Here is a 19,347-nt window from a genome sequence, read left to right on the forward strand (position 1 = left end):
ATGGTGTGTACCCTGGTGCAAGAGTAGGCAGGCTGGCGTAGCACTGAAAGCGATGATTATTCATTCGGAATCATGAATGTGCTTCATGATTTGGCTGAGGCCAGCTAGATTCATGGCTAGGTTCACCAATTGCCGAGTTTTCCCATGAATGAAAAGAATGCCGGGCCATCATTGGGGCGGATGGACCTCAATCTGTTCCGTACCTTCGAGGTGATCTATCGCGAGCGCAGTTTGACCCGGGCGGCGGCGGTCCTGCATGTCAGTCAGTCGGCAGTCAGTCATGCCCTGTCCCGGTTGCGCGAGCAGTTCGCTGACCCGTTGTTCGTGCGGCAAGGGCGGGGTGTCGTGCCGACGACGCTGGCAACACGGCTGGCGCCGGGCATCCTCGACAGCTTGGAGCGCTTGCAGCAAAGTGTCGGACGATTGCAGCAGTTCGACCCGGCCCGTGATCAGCGTATCTTTACCCTGAACCTGCCCGAGCAACTGGAGCCCGTGTTGTTGCCCAGTCTGCTGGTACATCTGCGCAAAGTGGCGCCGTATTGTCGGGTGCGTACTGCCGGGGTGCGCTGGAGTGAACTGGCTTTGGAACTGGCGGCTGGACGGGTCGATCTGGCGGTGCAGATTGCCCGGCCTACCGATGCCTTTCTGCGTCAGACCAAGCTGCTGGAAGAGCCGCTGTGTGTGGTGGCGGCGCCGGGTTTTTCGGGCGAGCTGAGTGCTGAGCGCTATCTGGCGGCGGAACACATTGCGGTGGCATCCTGGCGACGAGGGTTGAGCTTCGAGGATTTGGCGCTAGGGCATCTGGGGTTGGTACGCCAGGTGGTCCAGCGCTGCCAGAACTATCAGGCCGCCTGTCTGGTGGTCGCCCAAAGCGATCTGCTACTGACTATGTCGCGCCGGCACGCCGAGCTGGTTGGTCGGCCATTGGGCAACCAACTGCTGACATTGCCTTTGCCGTTGCCTTCGATTGGCCTGAATCTGTACTGGCATGAGCACGCCGAGCATGATCCGGCCAACCTTTGGCTGCGCCAGCAGGTCAGCCGGATTGCCGGTAGGCCCTAGAAAAGCTCCAGGGGCGCCATGCTGTCACTGACCGGATAGGCACCGCTATCCAGCTCGTCCCAAGGTGGCGGAGCGTCCTCTTCCTTGAACACTTCCAGAAATGCGCCATTGCTGCCCGGTCGGGCGGCTCGGCCAGTCAGCGGATCGATACGCACGCTAAGCACGCCTTGAGGAACTGGTTGGCTGTGTTCCGGCTTGCCGTCCAGTGCTGCCGCCATGAAGCGCATCCAGATCGGCAAGGCCGCAGTGCCACCGAATTCACGACGGCCAAGAGTGGACGGCTGGTCAAACCCGACCCAGACCGCTGAAGCGTAATCGCCGTTGTAGCCGGCAAACCAGGCGTCTTTCTGCTCGTTGGTGGTGCCGGTCTTGCCGGCCAGATCTGGTCGTTGCAAGGCGCGGGCGCGAGCGGCCGTACCGCGGGTGATCACGTCCTTGAGCATGCTGGTCAACAGGTAAGTAGTACGCGGGTCTACGGTCTGCTCGGCCAGCAACACAGTGTTCGGTTCTTCGACCAGAGCCAGGGGGGCGCTGGTGTAGCGTTGAATCCGCTCAAGATGAGCGGCCAGCGCCTCGGGAGTCACTACAGGCTTGGCAAAGTCGATGATCTGGCCGTGGCGATCCTCGATCCGCTCGATCAACCAGGGGTCGACCTTGTAGCCGCCATTGGCGATGACCGCATAACCCTGGGCGATCTGCAGCGGGGTCAGCTCCGGTGTACCAAGTGAGGCCGACAGATTGCGCGGCAGATCGGAGCGGGGGAAGCCGAAACGCTCAATGTAGGTCAGCGACTCATCGACGCCGATTTCCTGCATCAGGCGGATGGATACCAGGTTACGCGAGCGGTACAGCGCTTCACGCAAACGGATTGGGCCGAGGAAATCGCCCCCGGAGTTCTGCGGTCGCCAGACCGAGTTCATATAATCGTCGACGAACACCAGAGGGGCGTCATTGACGATAGTGGCCGGGGTGTAGCCATGATCCAGAGCGGCGCTGTAGAGGAACGGCTTGAAGCTGGAGCCGGGTTGGCGCCGGGCCTGGGTTGCGCGGTTGTAGTTACTTTGCAGGAACGAAAAGCCGCCGACCAGAGCCTGAATGCTGCCGTCTTGCGGTGACACCACCACCAATGCCGCTTGGGCGCTGGGTACCTGGCTCAGCCGATAGCCGCCATCTTCGTTGGCGATAACACGTATCACGTCGCCGGGTTTTAGTACGTCGGCAGGGCGGCGTGGGGTGGGGCCCATGCTGTTGGCGTTGAGATAGGGACGGGCCCAGCGCATGGCTTCCCAGGCAATGGTGCCGGTATTGCCATTGCGCAGGCGGATCTCGACCTGTTCTTCGTCAACCTGGGTCACCAAGGCTGGCAGCAGGCCGCCCAGCGCTCGATAGGGTGCCAGAATGGTCTGCCAGTTGGCTGGGTCTGCATCCGGGTGGCGGTCTTCCGGGCCGCGGTAGCCATGGCGTTGATCGTATTCGATCAAGCCTTCACGCAGGGCACGATTGGCATAGCTCTGCAGTTCGCTGGAAACGCTGGTGTAGACGTGGAAACCGTCGGTATAGGCTCGCTCGCCGTAGCGCTCAATCATTTCCAGGCGAGCCATCTCGGCAACGTAGGGTGCTTCCATTTCCGGGTTGGCGCCATGATTGCGCGCCCGAATCGGGCTAGTGACCGCTTCCTGATAGGCGACCTGATCAATGTGTCCGAGATTGAGCATGCGCTGCAAAATCCAGTCGCGGCGAATCTTGGCGCGCTCGGGGTTGATCAGTGGGTTGAAGCGTGACGGAGCCTTGGGCAGGCCGGCGATCATGGCCAGGTCAGCCAGCGGCAATTCATTGATGGATTTGCCGTAATAGACTTGGGCGGCAGCTTCTACCCCGTAGGCGCGGTTGCCCAGATAGATCTTGTTGATATAAAGCTCGAAGATTTCCTGCTTGCTGAGATTGCGTTCGATTTGCAGTGCCAACAGGATTTCATTGAGTTTACGGGAGAATACCCGCTCGCTGGTGAGGAAGTAGTTCTTCGCCACCTGCATGGTAATAGTGCTGCCACCAGTCTGAATCTGGCCGCTTTGAGCCAGTTCGGTGGCGGCGCGCAGCAGGCCTTTGGGATCGACGCCATGGTGGTTGAGGAAGTTGTCGTCCTCTGCGGCCAGCAGGGCGTTGATGAAATCGCTGGGGACCTGGTCGAAGTTGACCGGGAAACGACGCATCTCGCCGAATTCGGCTATCAATTTGTGATCTGTGCTATATATCCGCAAAGGAGTTTGCAATTCGAGCTCGCGGAGTGTTTCAACATCGGGAAGTGCGGGGCTAAGATACAGAGCTACCCCGCTCAGTCCCAGGATTGGGGCACTCAGCAAGGCGATCAGGGACCAGAATAAAAATTTCAGAAAGCGCATAAGAGGAATATTAAATTCCCTGATAGATGAAATGGTTAGCAATCGGGCTGGATGAGAACGGGTTAACAGTCTGCATTATAAGCGCATTTTTTTTGTTTACGCCATTTGCGCTTGTTAAAGGACTGTTATTTAATGTAGTAAAACATAAACCGTCCGTAAGTGTCGGATGCTGATAGGAAATTGGCTGTGCTAGGGCTCCTAAAAAAGAAAGCAAATACGCTGCTGGGCATAGACATCAGTTCCACAACCGTGAAGCTGTTGGAGCTCAGTCGTTCAGGTAACCGCTACAAGGTCGAGGCCTACGCGGTTGAGCCACTCCCTCCAGGGGCGGTGGTGGAGAAGAATATTGTTGAGCTGGATGGGGTGGGGCAGGCGCTGGAAAAGGTCCTGGCACGCTCGAAAAGTCCACTCAAGCAGGCGGCTGTGGCTGTCGCCGGCTCCGCCGTGATCACCAAGTCCATCGAGCTTGATGGCGGCCTTACTCCCGAAGAGATGGAAGAGCAGATCAAGCTCGAGGCCGACCAGTACATTCCTTATCCGCTGGATGAAGTGGCGATTGACTTCGAAGTTCAGGGGCCGGCGCCACGCAACCCCGATCGGGTTGAAGTGTTGCTGGCAGCCTGCCGACGGGAAAATGTCGATATTCGCGAGGCTGCGCTGGCACTGGGCGGGATGGCTGCCAAGGTGGTCGAGGTCGAAGCTTATGCTATGGAACGAGCCTGCGAGCTGGTCATCGACCAACTGGAGGGTGACCGGGATGATCTGACCATCGCAGTGATCGATATCGGCGCCACCATGATGACCCTCAGTGTTCTCAACAAGGGTCGCATCATATACACCCGCGAGCAGTTGTTCGGCGGCAAGCAACTTACCGACGAAATCCAGCGTCGCTATGGATTGTCGCTGGAAGAAGCCGGGTTGGCGAAAAAGCAGGGCGGACTACCTGACGACTATGAGAGCGAGGTTTTAGGTCCGTTCAAGGACGCTGTCGTGCAGCAGGTCTCTCGTTCGCTGCAGTTCTTCTTTGCCGGCGGTCAGTACAACGACGTCGACTATATCCTGCTGGCTGGCGGCACCGCCTCGATTCCCGGGCTCGATCAACTGATTCAGCAGAAGATCGGCACCACAACGCTGGTGGCTAACCCCTTTGCAAACATGACCCTCTCGAACAAGGTCAATGCCGTTGCCCTGAGCAATGATGCGCCTGCCTTGATGATTGCATGCGGTCTGGCGATGAGGAGTTTCGACTGATGGCGCGCATCAACCTGTTACCTTGGCGTGAAGAGCTCAGGGAAGAACGCAAGAAGGAATTTCTTACCGTACTGGCGCTGATTGTGCTGTTTGCCGGTGCGCTGGTGTTCCTGGCCGACCGGCACTTCAACGGCCAGATTTCTCACCAGAATGCCCGCAACGAATTGCTGCGCCAGGAAATTCGTCTGCTTGAGGCGCGGATCCGCGAGATCGATCAGCTTCAGGCTCGGCGTACGCAATTGCTGGAGCGGATGAAAGTCATTCAGGACCTGCAGGGCAATCGACCGATCATCGTGCGTGTGTTTGATGAGCTGACCCGCTCATTGCCGGACGGCGTTTACTTCACCTCGCTGGAGATGAAGGGCAGCACTATCAGCGTCAAGGGTGGGGCTGAATCCAATAGCCGGGTTTCCAACCTGATGCGCCAGATGGATGCCTCGGATTGGCTGGCTGCGCCGAACCTCACTGCGGTCCGGGCCGTCACTCAGGGTGCACTGGATCAGGCTAACGTGTTTGAACTGTCGGTGCGGCAAACCGAACCTGCCACCAGTAGTGAAGAGGGAGGGCAGCCGCAATGAGTCTGGCCCAATCCATTGAAAGTTTGAAAAAGGTCGATATCAACGACCTGGACTTCAACAATATCGGTTCCTGGCCGGGAGCACTCAAAGTCATCGTCGGGGCCCTGCTGTTGGTGGTGTTGCTGTTCTTGGGCTACCACTTCCACCTTAAGGACCTGCAGGCCAGCCTTGAGCGGGCTGAAGCCCAGGAAACCACCTTGCGTCGGGATTTTGCCGACAAATCGTTCCGGGCCGCCAACTTGGAAGCCTATAAAGAGCAGCTCGAGGAGATCGAGGAGCGCTTCGGCGCGCTGCTCAAACAGTTGCCAAGCGATACCGAAGTGCCGGGCCTGCTCGAAGATATCACCCAGATGGGGCTGAACAGCGGCCTGGAGTTTGAATCCATCACCCTGCAGCCGGAAGTCACCACGCAGTTCTATATCGAACTGCCGATTCGAATCGTGGTTCAGGGCAGCTATCACGATTTGGCGACCTTCGTCAGCAGTGTGGCGGGTCTGCCGCGGATCGTAACGCTGCACGATTTCACGATTGCGCCCTTGTCTGCCGGCAATCCAGATTTGCTGAAAATGGACATTCTGGCCAAGACCTATCGCTATAACGAAGCAGCCGAAGGGGGGCAGCAATGATCGTGCGCAAGCGTTTGTTCAGTGCGTTGCTGTTGACGCCGTTGCTGCTCAGTGGTTGCGGTAAGGGCGAGTTTTCCGATTTGCAAGCATTCATGGATGAGACCCGAGCCCGGCCGGCCGGCAGTATCGAGCCGCTGCCCAGGTTCAAACCGTACGAAGCTTTCACCTACAGTGCCTCTTCGCTGCGCAGCCCGTTCCAGCCTCCGATCAGGATTGATCTGAGTCAGCGCGAGCGTGGGTCCCAGGGGGTCAAGCCGGATGAAAACCGGGTTCGCCAGTTCCTGGAAGGGTTCAATATCGAAGGCTTCGAGATGGTCGGCACGCTGAGCAATCAGGGGGGGATGCAGGCGCTGATTCGTGGCGCCGGCAGTGTGCACCGGGTCAGAATTGGCGATTACCTTGGGCGTAACCATGGGCGGGTCGTCAGCATCGATGAAGGCCGTGTGGACGTGCTTGAAATAGTTCCGGACGGTGAAGGTGGTTGGTTGGAGCGGCCGCGAACCCTCAGCTTGGCTGGGCGCGGATAAATCAACCAGGGAGAGAGAACAACATGAACTGCCAACAGTCACGCGTGGATCGCAATACAATGCCTCTAACCAGGAAGTTTTCCCTCGCTGCAGTCCTAGCGCTGCTCAGTCCCCTGGCCTTGGCGGCCAACCTGCAGAACCTGGATGTTGCCGCATTGCCGGGTGATCGGGTCGAACTCAAACTGTCATTTGACGAGCCGCTGAGCGATGCTCCGCGTGGCTACACCATCGACCAGCCAGCCCGGATCGCTCTGGATCTGCCTGGAGTAAAAAACCAACTAGGGCAGCGCAGCCGGGAGCTCGGGCTGGGCAATGCTCGCAGCGTCAACGTAGTTGAGGCCAATGATCGCACCCGCCTGATCATCAATCTGACCAATCTGGTGCCGTACAACACTCGGATCGATGGCAACCACCTTTATGTGCTGGTCGGTGCGCAAAGTGCGCCAGGCTACAGTGCTGCTCCGGCCTCGACCGCCTCGGCTCCGGCCGCCAGTCCCAGTTGGCGTGACGCCGGCCAGCCGGCGGTCAGTGCTCCGGCTGCCGGTGGTCGGGCGATCACCAGTCTGGACTTTCAGCGTGGTGAGCAGGGCGAAGGTAATGTGATCATTGATCTGTCCGACGCCTCGATCCGGGTTGATGTTCAGGAGCAGGGCGGCCGGGTTCGTCTGAACTTCCCCGATACCCGCCTGCCTGACCCGCTGCGTGTTCGTCTGGATGTTAAGGACTTCGCAACGCCGGTGAATTTCATCAACGCCAGCAGCACCAGCTCCGGGGCCAGTATCAGCATTGAGCCGAGCGGCTACTACGAGCACCTGACCTATCAGGCCGACAATCGTCTGATCGTCAGCTTCAAGCCCCTGACTCGGGCCGAAGCCGATCAGCGCCGCGCCGATGCCTTTACCTACACCGGTGAAAAACTGTCGCTGAACTTCCAGGATATCGAAGTGCGCTCGGTGCTGCAGTTGATTGCCGATTTCACCGACCTCAATCTGGTGGCCAGTGACACCGTACAGGGCAGCATTACCCTGCGCCTGCAGAATGTGCCCTGGGATCAGGCTCTGGATCTGGTGCTCAAGACCAAGGGGCTGGATCAGCGCCGAATTGGCAACGTGCTGCTGGTCGCGCCGGCAGATGAAATCGCCGCCCGTGAGCGTCAGGAACTGGAGTCTCAGCGCCAGATCGCGGAACTGGCTCCGCTGCGTCGTGAGCTGATTCAGGTCAACTATGCCAAGGCGGCCGATATCGCCAAGCTGTTCGCCTCGGTTACGGCTAATGACAGTGGCCAGCAGCGTGGTTCGATCACGGTGGATGACCGTACCAACAGCATCATTGCAATGGAAACCCAGGACAAGTTGGACGAGTTGCGCCGTATCGTTACCCAATTGGACATTCCGGTACGCCAGGTCATGATCGAGGCGCGGATTGTTGAGGCCAATGTCGGTTTCGACAAGGCGCTCGGGGTGCGCTGGGGTGGTAACGTCTGGATGGGTGACCGCTTCACAGTATTTGGCAAGGACGGCGAAAGCGGTGTGGATGATGACGAAGATGCTTCGACTGCACGATTCCAAGGGCGGCGGACGCTGCCTGTTAACACCCCGTTCGTCGATCTGGGTGTGCTGAACTCCACTTCCGGTATCGGTATCGGCTTCCTGACCAATAACGCGATCCTCGATCTGCAGTTGTCGGCGATGGAAAGTACCGGTAACGGTGAGGTCATTTCCCAGCCCAAGGTGGTAACCTCGGACAAGGAAACCGCCAAGATCCTCAAGGGTTCCGAAATTCCCTATCAGGAAGCCAGCTCCAGCGGTGCCACTACTACCGCCTTCGCTGAAGCCGTACTGTCGCTGGAGGTGACTCCGCAGATCACTCCCGACAATCAGGTAATCATGGACGTGGTGGTTACCAAGGACGAGCCGGACTTCACCAATACCGTTAATGGTGTTCCGACCATCCGCAAGAACGAGGTCAATGCCAAGATCCTGGTGGCCGATGGCGAAACCATCGTGATCGGCGGAGTATTTGCCAGTGAGACCCAGCGTGGTCAGGAGAAGGTACCGTTCCTGGGCGATCTGCCTGTGTTGGGCAGAATGTTCCGCCGCGACATTTCGATCGACAACAAGACCGAACTGTTGATCTTCCTGACACCGCGTATTATCAATAACGGGGCTATCTCACTTGCCAGGTAAGTTAATTGCGTAACGTGTTTCTGGTAGGCCCGATGGGAGCAGGGAAAAGCACCATCGGGCGTTTGCTTGCCAAAGAACTCAAATATCCCTTCAAGGATTCCGACCGGGAAATCGAGGCGCGCACCGGGGCAGATATTCCCTGGATTTTCGACGTGGAAGGCGAAGAGGGCTTTCGTCAGCGTGAAGAAGCCATGATTGCCGAACTGGTGTGCGAGCAGGGAATTGTGCTGGCCACCGGTGGCGGTGTGGTGATGCGTGAATCCAATCGTCGGGCCTTGGCCGAGCATGGTCTGGTGGTTTATCTGCGGACCAGTGTCGAGCAACAGTTGCAGCGTACCGCCAAGGATCGCCAGCGCCCGTTGTTGCAGACTGCTGACCCTGAGAAGGTGCTGCGCGAACTAATGGCCAGGCGCGATCCGCTGTATCGCGAGATCGCCGGGCTGACCATCGATACCGACCAGCGTGGCCCCAAGGCAGTGGTCAATACCATCGTTGCCCGACTGCTGGACGAGCAGGGCGCGTGAGTTGGGTCGATCTGGTGCCTGGCTCGTGCGCTGGAACCGGGGACTGATGTATCCTTTCCGCAACTTTCCGGGAGAGGCTCCATGCACCGATTGACCGTAGATCTCGCTGACCGCAGTTATCCCATCTCGATTGGTAAGGGCTTGCTCGACCAGCTCGAGCAGTTTGCTCCCTATATCGCCGGGCGTCAGGTTTGCATCGTTACCGACGATATCGTGGCCCCATTGTATCTGGAGCGGTTGACCCGGACTCTGGACGGTTATCAGGTGTTGCCGGTGGTTCTGCCGACCGGCGAGGCTTACAAGAACTGGGCAACCCTGCAGCAGATTTTCGATGCCCTGCTGGCGGCCAGGCATGATCGGCGCACTACCCTGATCGCCTTGGGCGGCGGGGTGATTGGTGACATGACAGGGTTTGCCGCGGCCTGCTATCAGCGCGGGGTCGACTTCATTCAGGTGCCGACTACGCTGTTGTCGCAGGTTGACTCCTCCGTGGGAGGCAAGACAGGCATCAACCACCCGGCCGGCAAGAACATGATCGGTGCCTTCTATCAGCCCAAGGCGGTAGTGATCGATACCGATAGCCTGTCCACCTTGCCACAGCGTGAAGTCAGTGCCGGTCTGGCGGAAATCATCAAATACGGTCTGATCCGCGACATCGAATTCCTGGCCTGGCTTGAGGCGCACATGGTGGCATTGCGTGGGCTTGAGTCTGAGGCAATCACCCAGGCGATTGCCCGTTCCTGCGAGATCAAGGCTGAGGTGGTAGCTGCCGATGAGCGCGAAGGTGGTTTGCGCGCGATCCTCAATCTGGGCCACACCTTCGGCCATGCGATTGAGGCGCATCAGGGCTATGGGCAGTGGTTGCATGGAGAGGCAGTAGGCGCCGGTATGGTCATGGCGCTTGAGCTTTCCCGACGCCAGGGCTGGATCGATGCGGCTGACTTCCAGCGCGCAGTGACTCTGATTGCCGCTGCCGGCCTGCCGGTTCAGGCTCCCGCGCAAATGGCGGCGGAGGATTTTAGCCGGCTGATGGCGGTCGACAAGAAAGTTCTGGACGGCCAGTTGCGCCTGGTGTTGCTGCAGCGCCTGGGCGAGGCGGTGATAACCGCCGATTATGACAAGGATGCGCTGCTGGCGACGCTGTCAGCCAGCGCGAAATGACGGAGACCGAGGCGCACATGTCAGCTCTGACGGGTGTAGAAAGTTATCTCGAGCATTACCAGCTCAGCCATGATCCCTTTGCCGCCCGCACGCCGGGCTTCAAATTTTTTACCCCCAAGCGCAAGGAAGTGCTGGCCGAGTTACACCACCTGGCTCGTTATGCCAGCAACCTGTTGGTCATCACAGGGCCGCATGGTAGCGGCAAGACTTTGTTGCGCCAGGCGTTGGTCGCCAGTTGCAACAAGGATACGGTGCAGTGCGTGGTGATGTCTGCCCGTGAGCACTCGGGTGAGGCTCAGGTGCTGGCAAGCCTCTGCCAGGCCGCCGAGGCCGGATCGCAGGATATCCAGGCCTTGCTGGCCAGAGCGGAACAGTTGCATCAGGTCGGGATTCAGCTGTATCTGGTGGTCGATGATGCCGAGAAGCTTGACCAGCAAGCATTGCAGTTGCTGGCCGACCTGAGCCAGGTTGCCGGCAAGGCGGCGCCCCGGGTGTTTCTGTTCGCTGAGCCGGCGTTCGAAGAAGCGCTGGCCCGACTGGATACCGATGGAGAGCCGGACTGGGTGCGCCGCATCGAGTTGCTGCCCTATGAACTGGACGATACCCGGGATTATCTGGCACAGCGTCTGGAGGCAGCCGGTCAGGGTATAGAGCTGCTTGATGATAGGCAGGTCCTTTGGATCCATGAACATAGTGGCGGCTGGCCTGGAGCGATCAATCAGGCTGGGCGCCAGGCGATGATGGCGGCGATGGGCGATGAATTGGAGGTGCCGAGGGCGGCGCGCAAGGGGCTGGTGTTGCCGCTACGCTCACTGGTGGCCCTGGTGCTGGTAGGTTTGGGTGTGATGTTCGCCTGGTTCATGGGCGACCGGCCGCAGGAGCCTTCCCGTACCGTATTGCAGTTGCCTGACCCCGTGGTTGAGGTGGAGGCGCGCCCGACCCCGTCTCCGCAGCCAGCCCTGGTTGCGCCGGTGGAAATAGATCCCGTGGCCGAGCCGCTTGCGTCTGCACCTGAACCTGCGCCTGCACCTGTAGTGGCCGAGCCAGAGATTGCGCCGCCTGCTGAACCGGTTGCGGAGCCTGAGCCGATTGCAGCGCCGACCCCGGCGCCCCCGCCAGTGACCACTGCGTCTGCTCCTGCCGCCGCACCAGTACCGTCTTCTGAGACTGCTGTTGGTGGCGCGCATACTGCTGCCTGGTATCGTCAGCGCCAGGGCAGTGAGTATGTGCTGCAGTTGCTGGGTACGCGCTCACGTCAGGCAGCGCTGGATTTCGTTGCGGCCCAGCGTGGTGTCAGTGATCTGGGCTACTTCGAGACGCGTCACGAAGGGCAGCCCTGGTTCGTGGTAACCCAGGGGGTCTATCCAGGACGCCAGCAGGCCCAGCAGGCAGTTAATGGCTTGCCGGAGGCTGTGCGCCGACAAAACCCCTGGCCCAGGAGTATTGCCAGCATTCAGCAATCGTTGCAGTAATCACTTCGGCCGGGGCCTGTCTCACAGGCCCCGGCCAGACCCTTGAAGGGTCGAAATAACGACCAGCCACCGAAAAAGCTTTCCTATTTACGACATTTGGATATGCTTTTGCGGCAGAAAGTGCCGAAAAAAAATTGTGGCGGTACCTGCCCCTGTGTAAAATGACTGCCCTTTTGTCCCGCGCCTGACCAGTTTTTTTTCTGTTCTGGTTTATGCAAGCGCTTGAAATTAATAGATTTTCTGAGAGTGTGCCTATGAAAGCAGGTTTGTATCAGCCTGATCAGTTCAAGGATAACTGTGGCTTTGGCCTGATAGCCCACATGGAAGGCCAGCCCAGTCATCACTTGCTGCAGACGGCTATTGAAGCCCTGACATGCATGACGCACCGCGGTGGCATCAATGCCGACGGCAAGACCGGTGACGGTTGTGGTCTGCTGATTCAGAAACCTGACCAGTTCCTGCGCGCCGTAGCCCAGGAGACCCTGGGTGTGGCACTGCCCGAGCAATATGCGGTGGGCATGATCTTCATGGGCGCGGATGATGCTAGTACGCAAGCCGCGCACCAGGCGTTCGAGGTCGCGTTGGCTGATCAAGGCCTCAGCCTGTTGGGGTGGCGCCCGGTGCCGGTGGACGAGAGCGTCCTTGGCCCGCTGGCTCTGAGCTGCATGCCGCGTATCGAGCAGCTGTTCATCTCTGGTGAAGGTCTGGACGAGCAGCAACTCGGCATCAAGCTGTTCTATGCCCGGCGCAAGGCTGAAATCGCCATGCAGGGCGATGACAACTTCTATGTCTGCAGCCTGTCGCACAAGGTCATTTCCTATAAAGGTCTGATGATGCCGGCAGATCTGGCCAGCTTCTTCCCCGACCTGGCCGATGCTCGCATGGAAACCGCGATCAGCGTGTTCCACCAGCGCTTCTCGACCAACACCCTGCCGAAGTGGCCGCTGGCTCAGCCGTTCCGCCTGCTGGCGCACAATGGCGAGATCAACACCATCACGGCCAACCGCAACTGGGCCCATGCCCGGCGCAACAAGTTCTGCAACGAACTGCTGCCGGACCTGGATCAACTGGCTCCGCTGGTCAACGTTACCGGGTCCGACTCCTCCAGCATGGACAACATGCTTGAGCTGCTGATCACTGGCGGCATGGACCTGTTCCGCGCCATCCGCATGGTAGTGCCGCCGGCCTGGCAGAACGTCGAGACCATGGACGCCGACTTGCGCGCGTTCTACGAATTCAACTCCATGCATATGGAGGCCTGGGACGGCCCGGCCGGTATCGTATTGACCGAAGGTCGCTACGCCGTCTGTCTGCTCGACCGCAATGGCCTGCGCCCGGCACGTTACGTGGTGACCAAGAATGGCTACATCACTCTGGCTTCGGAAATCGGTGTCTGGGATTACCAGCCCGAGGACGTGATCAGCAAGGGCCGGGTTGGCCCGGGCCAGATCCTGGCAGTCGATACCCAGACTGGCGAAGTGCTGCACACTGACGAGGTGGCCAACCGTCTGAAGTCGCGTCACCCATACCGCAAGTGGCTGAAGGAGAATGCTCTGCGCATCCAGGCTACCTTGGATGACCGCGACCATGGTTCGGACTTCCTCGACGACGCGCGTCTGCAGCAATACATGAAGATGTTCCAGGTCACCTTCGAAGAACGTGATCAGGTCCTGCGTCCGCTTGGCGAGAATGGTCAGGAAGCAGTTGGTTCTATGGGTGACGACACGCCGATGGCGGTGTTGTCTGGCCGTGTACGTTCGGTCTACGACTACTTTCGCCAGCAGTTCGCTCAGGTTACCAACCCGGCGATCGACCCGCTGCGTGAATCCATTGTCATGTCGCTGGAGACCTGCCTGGGTGCCGAGCGCAATGTGTTCGAAGAGACCGCCGATCACGCCAACCGGGCGATTCTCAGCTCGCCGGTGATCTCGCCGGCCAAGTGGCGCACTATCCTTACCCTGCAGCGCCCCGGCTTCGCCCACCAGATCATTGCCCTGAACCGCCCTGAAGGTCAGTCGCTGGACGAGGCGGTACGCGCCATCGCCGCCGAGGCCGAAGCGGCTGTGCGTGAAGGCAAAACCCTGCTGGTGCTCAGCGACCGGGCCATTGAGCCGGGCAAGCTGCCGGTGCATGCGGCGCTGGCTGTCGGCGCGGTACACCACCACCTGGTCGACAAGGGCCTGCGCTGCGACGCCAACATCCTGGTTGAAACTGCCACTGCCCGTGACCCGCATCACTACGCCGTGTTGCTGGGCTTTGGCGCCACGGCGGTCTACCCCTACCTGGCCTATGAAGTGCTGGGTGACCTGATCCGTACCGGCGAAGTCATCGGCGACCTGTACGAGGTGTTCAAGAGCTATCGCAAGGGCATCTCCAAGGGTCTGATGAAGATTCTCTCGAAGATGGGGATCTCGACCATTGCCTCTTACCGCGGGGCGCAGTTGTTCGAGGCTGTGGGTCTGGCCGATGAAGTGGTCGACACCTGCTTCAAAGGGGTTGCCAGCCGCATCCAGGGTGCCCGCTTCTGCGATCTGCAGGACGAGCAGAGCCTGCTCGCCCGTGAAGCTTGGAATCCGCGTAAGCCGATTCAGCAGGGTGGCCTGCTCAAGTTCGTATTCGGTGGCGAATACCATGCCTACAACCCGGACGTCGTGCGTGCGTTGCAGGACGCCGTTCAGGGCGACAGCTATGACAAGTATCAGGAATATGCCGCGCTGGTTAACAGCCGCCCGGTAGCCGCGCTGCGCGACCTGCTCAAGCTGCGCGACGATCAGCAGTCGATTGCGCTGGATGAGGTCGAGCCGTTGGAGTCGATCTTCAAGCGTTTTGACTCGGCCGGCATCTCGTTGGGTGCACTGTCGCCGGAGGCGCACGAAGCCATTGCCGAGGCGATGAACCGCCTGGGTGCGCGCTCCAACTCCGGTGAGGGCGGTGAAGATCCGGCCCGCTATGGCACCGAGCGCACCTCGAAGATCAAGCAGATCGCGTCCGGCCGCTTTGGCGTGACCCCGGAATACCTGGTCAATGCCGAAGTGCTGCAGATCAAGGTGGCTCAGGGCGCCAAGCCCGGCGAGGGTGGCCAGTTGCCGGGTGGCAAGGTCAATGAACTGATCGCTCGCCTGCGTTACTCGGTGCCTGGCGTCACCCTGATTTCGCCGCCGCCGCATCACGACATCTACTCGATCGAAGACCTGGCTCAGCTGATCTTCGATCTCAAGCAGGTCAACCCGCAGGCCCTGGTCTCGGTCAAGCTGGTCTCCGAGCCCGGTGTCGGCACCATCGCCGCCGGGGTCGCCAAGGCCTATGCCGACCTGATCACCATCTCCGGTTACGATGGTGGTACAGGCGCCTCACCGCTGACCTCGATCCGCTATGCCGGCTCACCCTGGGAGCTGGGCCTGTCTGAAGCTCACCAGACCCTGCGCGGTAACGACCTGCGCGGCAAGGTCCGGGTACAGACCGACGGTGGTTTGAAAACTGGCCTGGACGTGATCAAGGCAGCGATTCTCGGCGCCGAGAGCTTCGGCTTCGGTACCGCTCCGATGATCGCCTTGGGCTGCAAGTACCTGCGCATTTGTCACCTGAACAACTGTGCGACCGGTGTTGCCACCCAGAACAAGCATCTGCGTGACAACCACTACATCGGTACTGTGGAAATGGTGATGAACTTCTTCACCTATGTCGCCATGGAAACCCGTGAGTGGCTGGCCAAGCTGGGCGTACGTAGCCTGCAGGACCTGATCGGGCGTACCGATCTGCTGGAAATCCTGCCCGGCAACACGGGCAAACAGCAGAATCTGGACCTGCGTCCGCTGCTCGGCAGCGATCTGGTGCCGGCCGACAAGCCGCAGTACTGCGAATCGCTGCGCAATCCGCCGTTCGACAAGGGCGAAACCGCCGAGAAGATGGTCGCCATGGCCCGCGCTGCTATCGACGGACGTACCGGTGGCGAGTACCAACTGACGCTGACCAACTGCGACCGTTCGATCGGCGCCCGGGTCTCCGGCGAGATTGCCAAGGTTCATGGCAACCAGGGTATGGTCAGCGCACCTATCACCTTCCGCATGACCGGTACCGCTGGTCAGAGCTTCGGGGTGTGGAACGCCGGTGGTCTGCAGATGTATCTGGAAGGCGATGCCAACGACTACGTCGGCAAAGGGATGACCGGCGGCAAGCTGGTCATCGTCCCGCCCAAGGGTAGTCCGTTCCGCTCCGAGGAAACCTCGATCATCGGCAACACCTGTCTGTACGGCGCGACCGGCGGCAAGCTGTTCGCCGCGGGTGTGGCTGGCGAACGTTTCGCCGTGCGCAACTCCGGCGCCCATGCGGTGATCGAAGGTGCCGGCGACCACTGCTGTGAATACATGACTGGCGGTATGGTCTGTGTGCTTGGCAGTACCGGCTACAACTTCGGTGCCGGTATGACCGGTGGTTTCGCCTATGTGCTGGATCGCGACAACAGCTTCTTCGACAAGCTCAACCACGAACTGGTCGAACTGCACCGGATCAGCAACGAAGCGATGGAGGCCTATCGCAGCCATCTGACTCAGGTGCTGACCGAGTATGTCGCCGAAACCGGCAGCGCCTGGGGCGCGGAAGTATTGGATAACCTGGATGACTACATTCGCCGGTTCTGGTTGGTCAAGCCCAAGGCAGCAAGCCTGCGTGCGCTGCTGACCAGCACTCGCGCCAATCCGCAATAAGACGAGCGTCCAGCGGCGGGCCTGCGGGCCCGCCAGCCACCGTGATTGACCTGCCATCCGCTGCGGCGGGTGGCTGCAAAGAGGTTTAGATATGGCTGACCGTTTGAGCAACGACTTCCAGTTCATTGAAGTGGGTCGCAAGGATCCGAAGAAGCGCCCACTGCGTGCGCGCAAGACCCAGTTCGTGGAAATCCATGAGCAGTTCAAGCCGGAAGAGGCCTCCGACCAGGCTCACCGCTGCCTGGAGTGTGGCAACCCGTACTGTGAATGGAAGTGCCCGGTGCACAACTTCATTCCCAACTGGCTGAAGCTGGTGTCCGAGGGCAACATCCTCGAAGCCGCCGAGCTGTCGCATCAGACCAATACCCTGCCGGAAGTCTGTGGCCGGGTCTGCCCGCAGGATCGCCTGTGCGAAGGTGCCTGTACTCTCAATGACGGCTTTGGTGCCGTGACCATTGGCTCGGTCGAGAAGTACATCACCGACACCGCCTTTGCCATGGGCTGGCGTCCGGACATGTCGCAGGTGGTCAAGACTGACAAGCGCGTGGCCATCATTGGTGCCGGTCCGGCTGGGCTGGGCTGTGCCGATGTGCTGGTGCGTGCCGGGGTCTCGCCGGTAGTGTTTGACCGCAACCCGGAAATCGGTGGCCTGCTGACCTTTGGCATCCCCGAGTTCAAGCTGGAGAAGCAGGTCATGTCGCGCCGCCGCGAGGTGTTCGAAGGCATGGGCATCGAGTTTCGTCTGAACACCGAAGTCGGCAAGGACGTGACCATGGATCAGCTGCTTGAGCAGTTTGATGCGGTATTCATGGGCATGGGCACCTACACCTACATGAAGGGTGGCTTCCCTGGCGAGGATCTGCCGGGCGTTTACGATGCGCTGGATTTTCTGATCGCCAACGTCAACCGCAACCTCGGCTTTGAGAAGTCGGCGGATGATTTCATCGACATGCAGGGCAAGAAGGTCGTAGTGCTGGGTGGTGGTGATACCGCGATGGACTGCAACCGGACCTCGATCCGTCAGGGCGCCAAGGCGGTTACCTGTGCCTACCGACGTGACGAAGAGAACATGCCGGGCTCGCGCAAGGAAGTGAAGAATGCCAAGGACGAGGGCGTCAAGTTCCTGTTCAACCGCCAGCCGATCGCCATCGTTGGTGAAGACAAGGTGGAAGGCGTCAAGGTAGTGGAAACCCGCCTTGGTGAGCCGGATGCCCGTGGCCGTCGCAGCCCGGAGCCGATTCCCGGTTCCGAGGAAGTGTTGCCGGCCGATGCGGTTATCATTGCCTTCGGTTTCCGTCCCAGCCCGGCGCCCTGGTTCGAGCAGTTCCAGATCGAGACCGACAGCCAGGGCCGCGTTGTAGCCCCGGAGCAGGCCCGCTACAAGTTCCAGACCAGCAACCCGAAGGTGTTTGCCGGTGGCGATATGGTGCGCGGTTCCGATCTGGTGGTAACGGCGATCTGGGAAGGCCGCCAGGCCGCCGAGGGGATTCTCGAATACCTCGAGCTCTGATCGCTGAGCGATCCTGGAAGGGCGCCTGATGGCGCCCTTTTTGTTTGTTTGGGCGAGAGTTGCGTTGGGTGGTGGCGGGGCTTGGCCTGGTCGAGACACGCTACAAGCCTTCCCTGGGGCAGTACGGCTAGATGCACAAAGGCGCAGAATCGGATCCACAAAGCTCGCCAAGCCTGAGGCGTGGCAGTTCGCCGCACCAGGCCTGATCTTTGCAGTCAAATCCCGGTACAATGGCCGCTGATTCCGCAACTGGACACAGATCCCATGACCGAACTCAAGAATGATCGCTTTCTGCGCGCCCTGCAGCGCCAACCCGTGGACGTGACCCCGGTCTGGATGATGCGGCAGGCTGGACGCTATCTGCCCGAGTATCGTGCATCGCGAGCTCGTGCTGGCGACTTCATGGGGCTGTGCACCAATCCCGAGATGGCCTGCGAAGTCACCCTACAGCCGCTTGAGCGCTACCCGCTGGACGCTGCGATCCTGTTCTCCGACATTCTCACCATTCCCGACGCCATGGGCCTGGGGCTGTACTTCGAGACTGGCGAGGGTCCGCGCTTTCGCAAGCGTATCGACAGCGTCGCCGATATTGCCGCGCTGCCGATTCCCGACCCCGAAAAGGATCTGGGCTATGTGATGAATGCCGTGCGCACCATCCGCCGTGAACTCAATGGGCGGGTACCGCTGATCGGCTTTTCCGGCAGCCCCTGGACTCTGGCCACCTACATGGTCGAGGGTGGCTCGTCGAAGGATTTCCGTAAGACCAAGGCCATGCTCTACAACGAGCCGGAAGCCATGCACCAGTTGCTCGGCAAGCTGGCCGATGCGGTGACCAGTTACCTCAATGGTCAGATCCTGGCTGGCGCCCAGGCGGTACAGATCTTCGATACCTGGGGTGGCAATCTGTCGGCCGATGCCTACCAGAAGTTCTCGTTGGCCTATATGCGCAAGATCGTATCCAGACTGATTCGTGAGCACGATGGTCGCAAGGTGCCGGTGATTCTGTTTACCAAGAATGGCGGTCTGTGGCTGGAAAGTATTGCCGAGTCCGGCGCCGACGCGTTGGGCCTGGACTGGACCATGGATATCGGCGTGGCCCGTTCGCGGGTTGGTGCCAAGGTAGCCTTGCAGGGCAACATGGACCCGGCGGTGCTGTACGCCAGTCCGGATGCTATCCGCGCCGAAGTCGGGCGGATTCTGGCCAGTTACGGCAAGGGCAGTGGCCATGTTTTCAACCTCGGCCACGGGATTACTCCCGAGGTCGACCCAGCCCACGCCGGGGCCTTTATCGAGGCGGTACACGAATTGTCAGCGAAATATCATGATCCCTCTGCCATAGTGGTCTGAG

General features: G+C 59.9%; 13 protein-coding genes. 12 read left to right on the plus strand and 1 reads right to left on the minus strand.

Going from position 1 to position 19,347, the window contains the following annotated elements:
- Positions 1–144: 144 nt before the first annotated feature.
- Positions 145–1,062 carry a LysR family transcriptional regulator gene (locus BVH74_RS06690; RefSeq protein ID WP_080049311.1) on the plus strand — a complete coding sequence of 306 codons (918 nt, stop codon included), beginning with the start codon at positions 145–147 and terminating at the stop codon, positions 1,060–1,062.
- On the opposite strand, the gene BVH74_RS06695 is transcribed toward BVH74_RS06690, so the two are convergent.
- Positions 1,059–3,461 (minus strand): penicillin-binding protein 1A, encoded by a 2,403-nt coding sequence (locus BVH74_RS06695; protein ID WP_080049312.1) that lies wholly within the window; start codon positions 3,459–3,461, stop codon positions 1,059–1,061. The genes BVH74_RS06690 and BVH74_RS06695 overlap by 4 nt on opposite strands.
- Before the next feature lie 186 nt (positions 3,462–3,647).
- On the opposite strand from BVH74_RS06695, the gene BVH74_RS06700 reads away from it, so the two are divergent.
- From BVH74_RS06700 to hemE, 11 genes are all read left to right on the plus strand, one after another.
- Complete coding sequence (locus BVH74_RS06700) at positions 3,648–4,712, plus strand: pilus assembly protein PilM (RefSeq protein WP_080049313.1); 1,065 nt, start codon at positions 3,648–3,650, stop codon at positions 4,710–4,712.
- The gene (locus tag BVH74_RS06705; RefSeq protein ID WP_080049314.1) at positions 4,712–5,290 is read left to right on the plus strand and encodes a PilN domain-containing protein; all 579 of its coding nucleotides are present in this window, start codon (positions 4,712–4,714) and stop codon (positions 5,288–5,290) included. The genes BVH74_RS06700 and BVH74_RS06705 overlap by 1 nt, the downstream gene beginning before the upstream one ends.
- Positions 5,287–5,916: a type IV pilus inner membrane component PilO gene (locus BVH74_RS06710; RefSeq protein WP_080049315.1), complete on the plus strand. Its 630-nt coding sequence runs from the start codon at positions 5,287–5,289 to the stop codon at positions 5,914–5,916. The genes BVH74_RS06705 and BVH74_RS06710 overlap by 4 nt, the downstream gene beginning before the upstream one ends.
- A 2-nt stretch (positions 5,917–5,918) precedes the next feature.
- Positions 5,919–6,443 (plus strand): pilus assembly protein PilP, encoded by a 525-nt coding sequence (locus BVH74_RS06715; RefSeq protein ID WP_080051647.1) that lies wholly within the window; start codon positions 5,919–5,921, stop codon positions 6,441–6,443.
- Positions 6,444–6,502: 59 nt separating this feature from the next.
- Positions 6,503–8,629, plus strand: coding sequence for a type IV pilus secretin PilQ (locus BVH74_RS06720; protein ID WP_080051648.1), 2,127 nt, complete (start codon positions 6,503–6,505; stop codon positions 8,627–8,629).
- Positions 8,630–8,634: 5 nt separating this feature from the next.
- Entirely contained in the window at positions 8,635–9,153 is a 519-nt protein-coding gene (gene aroK / locus BVH74_RS06725; RefSeq protein WP_080049316.1) for a shikimate kinase AroK, read from the plus strand.
- A gap of 81 nt (positions 9,154–9,234) precedes the next feature.
- Entirely contained in the window at positions 9,235–10,314 is a 1,080-nt protein-coding gene (aroB, locus tag BVH74_RS06730) for a 3-dehydroquinate synthase (RefSeq protein WP_080049317.1), read from the plus strand.
- Positions 10,315–10,331: 17 nt separating this feature from the next.
- Positions 10,332–11,786: an AAA family ATPase gene (locus BVH74_RS06735; protein WP_165443766.1), complete on the plus strand. Its 1,455-nt coding sequence runs from the start codon at positions 10,332–10,334 to the stop codon at positions 11,784–11,786.
- A gap of 254 nt (positions 11,787–12,040) precedes the next feature.
- The gene (gene gltB, locus BVH74_RS06740) at positions 12,041–16,489 is read left to right on the plus strand and encodes a glutamate synthase large subunit (RefSeq protein WP_080049319.1); all 4,449 of its coding nucleotides are present in this window, start codon (positions 12,041–12,043) and stop codon (positions 16,487–16,489) included.
- A 91-nt stretch (positions 16,490–16,580) separates the two neighbouring features.
- Positions 16,581–17,999 (plus strand): glutamate synthase small subunit GltD family protein, encoded by a 1,419-nt coding sequence (locus BVH74_RS06745; protein ID WP_080049320.1) that lies wholly within the window; start codon positions 16,581–16,583, stop codon positions 17,997–17,999.
- A 264-nt stretch (positions 18,000–18,263) separates the two neighbouring features.
- Positions 18,264–19,346, plus strand: coding sequence for a uroporphyrinogen decarboxylase (hemE, locus tag BVH74_RS06750; protein ID WP_080049321.1), 1,083 nt, complete (start codon positions 18,264–18,266; stop codon positions 19,344–19,346).
- Position 19,347 lies beyond the last annotated feature (1 nt).

Source organism: Halopseudomonas phragmitis (assembly GCF_002056295.1).
Taxonomy (GTDB): Bacteria; Pseudomonadota; Gammaproteobacteria; order Pseudomonadales; family Pseudomonadaceae; genus Halopseudomonas; species Halopseudomonas phragmitis.

What these genes read in the sequence shown, in the direction of transcription:
- BVH74_RS06690 (WP_080049311.1), top strand. Translation starts at nt 145, where the DNA reads ATGAATGAAAAGAATGCCGGGCCATCATTGGGGCGGATGGACCTCAAT.
- BVH74_RS06695 (WP_080049312.1), bottom strand. Translation starts at nt 3,461, where the DNA reads ATGCGCTTTCTGAAATTTTTATTCTGGTCCCTGATCGCCTTGCTGAGT.
- BVH74_RS06705 (WP_080049314.1), top strand. Translation starts at nt 4,712, where the DNA reads ATGGCGCGCATCAACCTGTTACCTTGGCGTGAAGAGCTCAGGGAAGAA.
- BVH74_RS06710 (WP_080049315.1), top strand. Translation starts at nt 5,287, where the DNA reads ATGAGTCTGGCCCAATCCATTGAAAGTTTGAAAAAGGTCGATATCAAC.
- BVH74_RS06720 (WP_080051648.1), top strand. Translation starts at nt 6,503, where the DNA reads ATGCCTCTAACCAGGAAGTTTTCCCTCGCTGCAGTCCTAGCGCTGCTC.
- aroB (WP_080049317.1), top strand. Translation starts at nt 9,235, where the DNA reads ATGCACCGATTGACCGTAGATCTCGCTGACCGCAGTTATCCCATCTCG.
- BVH74_RS06735 (WP_165443766.1), top strand. Translation starts at nt 10,332, where the DNA reads ATGTCAGCTCTGACGGGTGTAGAAAGTTATCTCGAGCATTACCAGCTC.
- gltB (WP_080049319.1), top strand. Translation starts at nt 12,041, where the DNA reads ATGAAAGCAGGTTTGTATCAGCCTGATCAGTTCAAGGATAACTGTGGC.
- BVH74_RS06745 (WP_080049320.1), top strand. Translation starts at nt 16,581, where the DNA reads ATGGCTGACCGTTTGAGCAACGACTTCCAGTTCATTGAAGTGGGTCGC.
- hemE (WP_080049321.1), top strand. Translation starts at nt 18,264, where the DNA reads ATGACCGAACTCAAGAATGATCGCTTTCTGCGCGCCCTGCAGCGCCAA.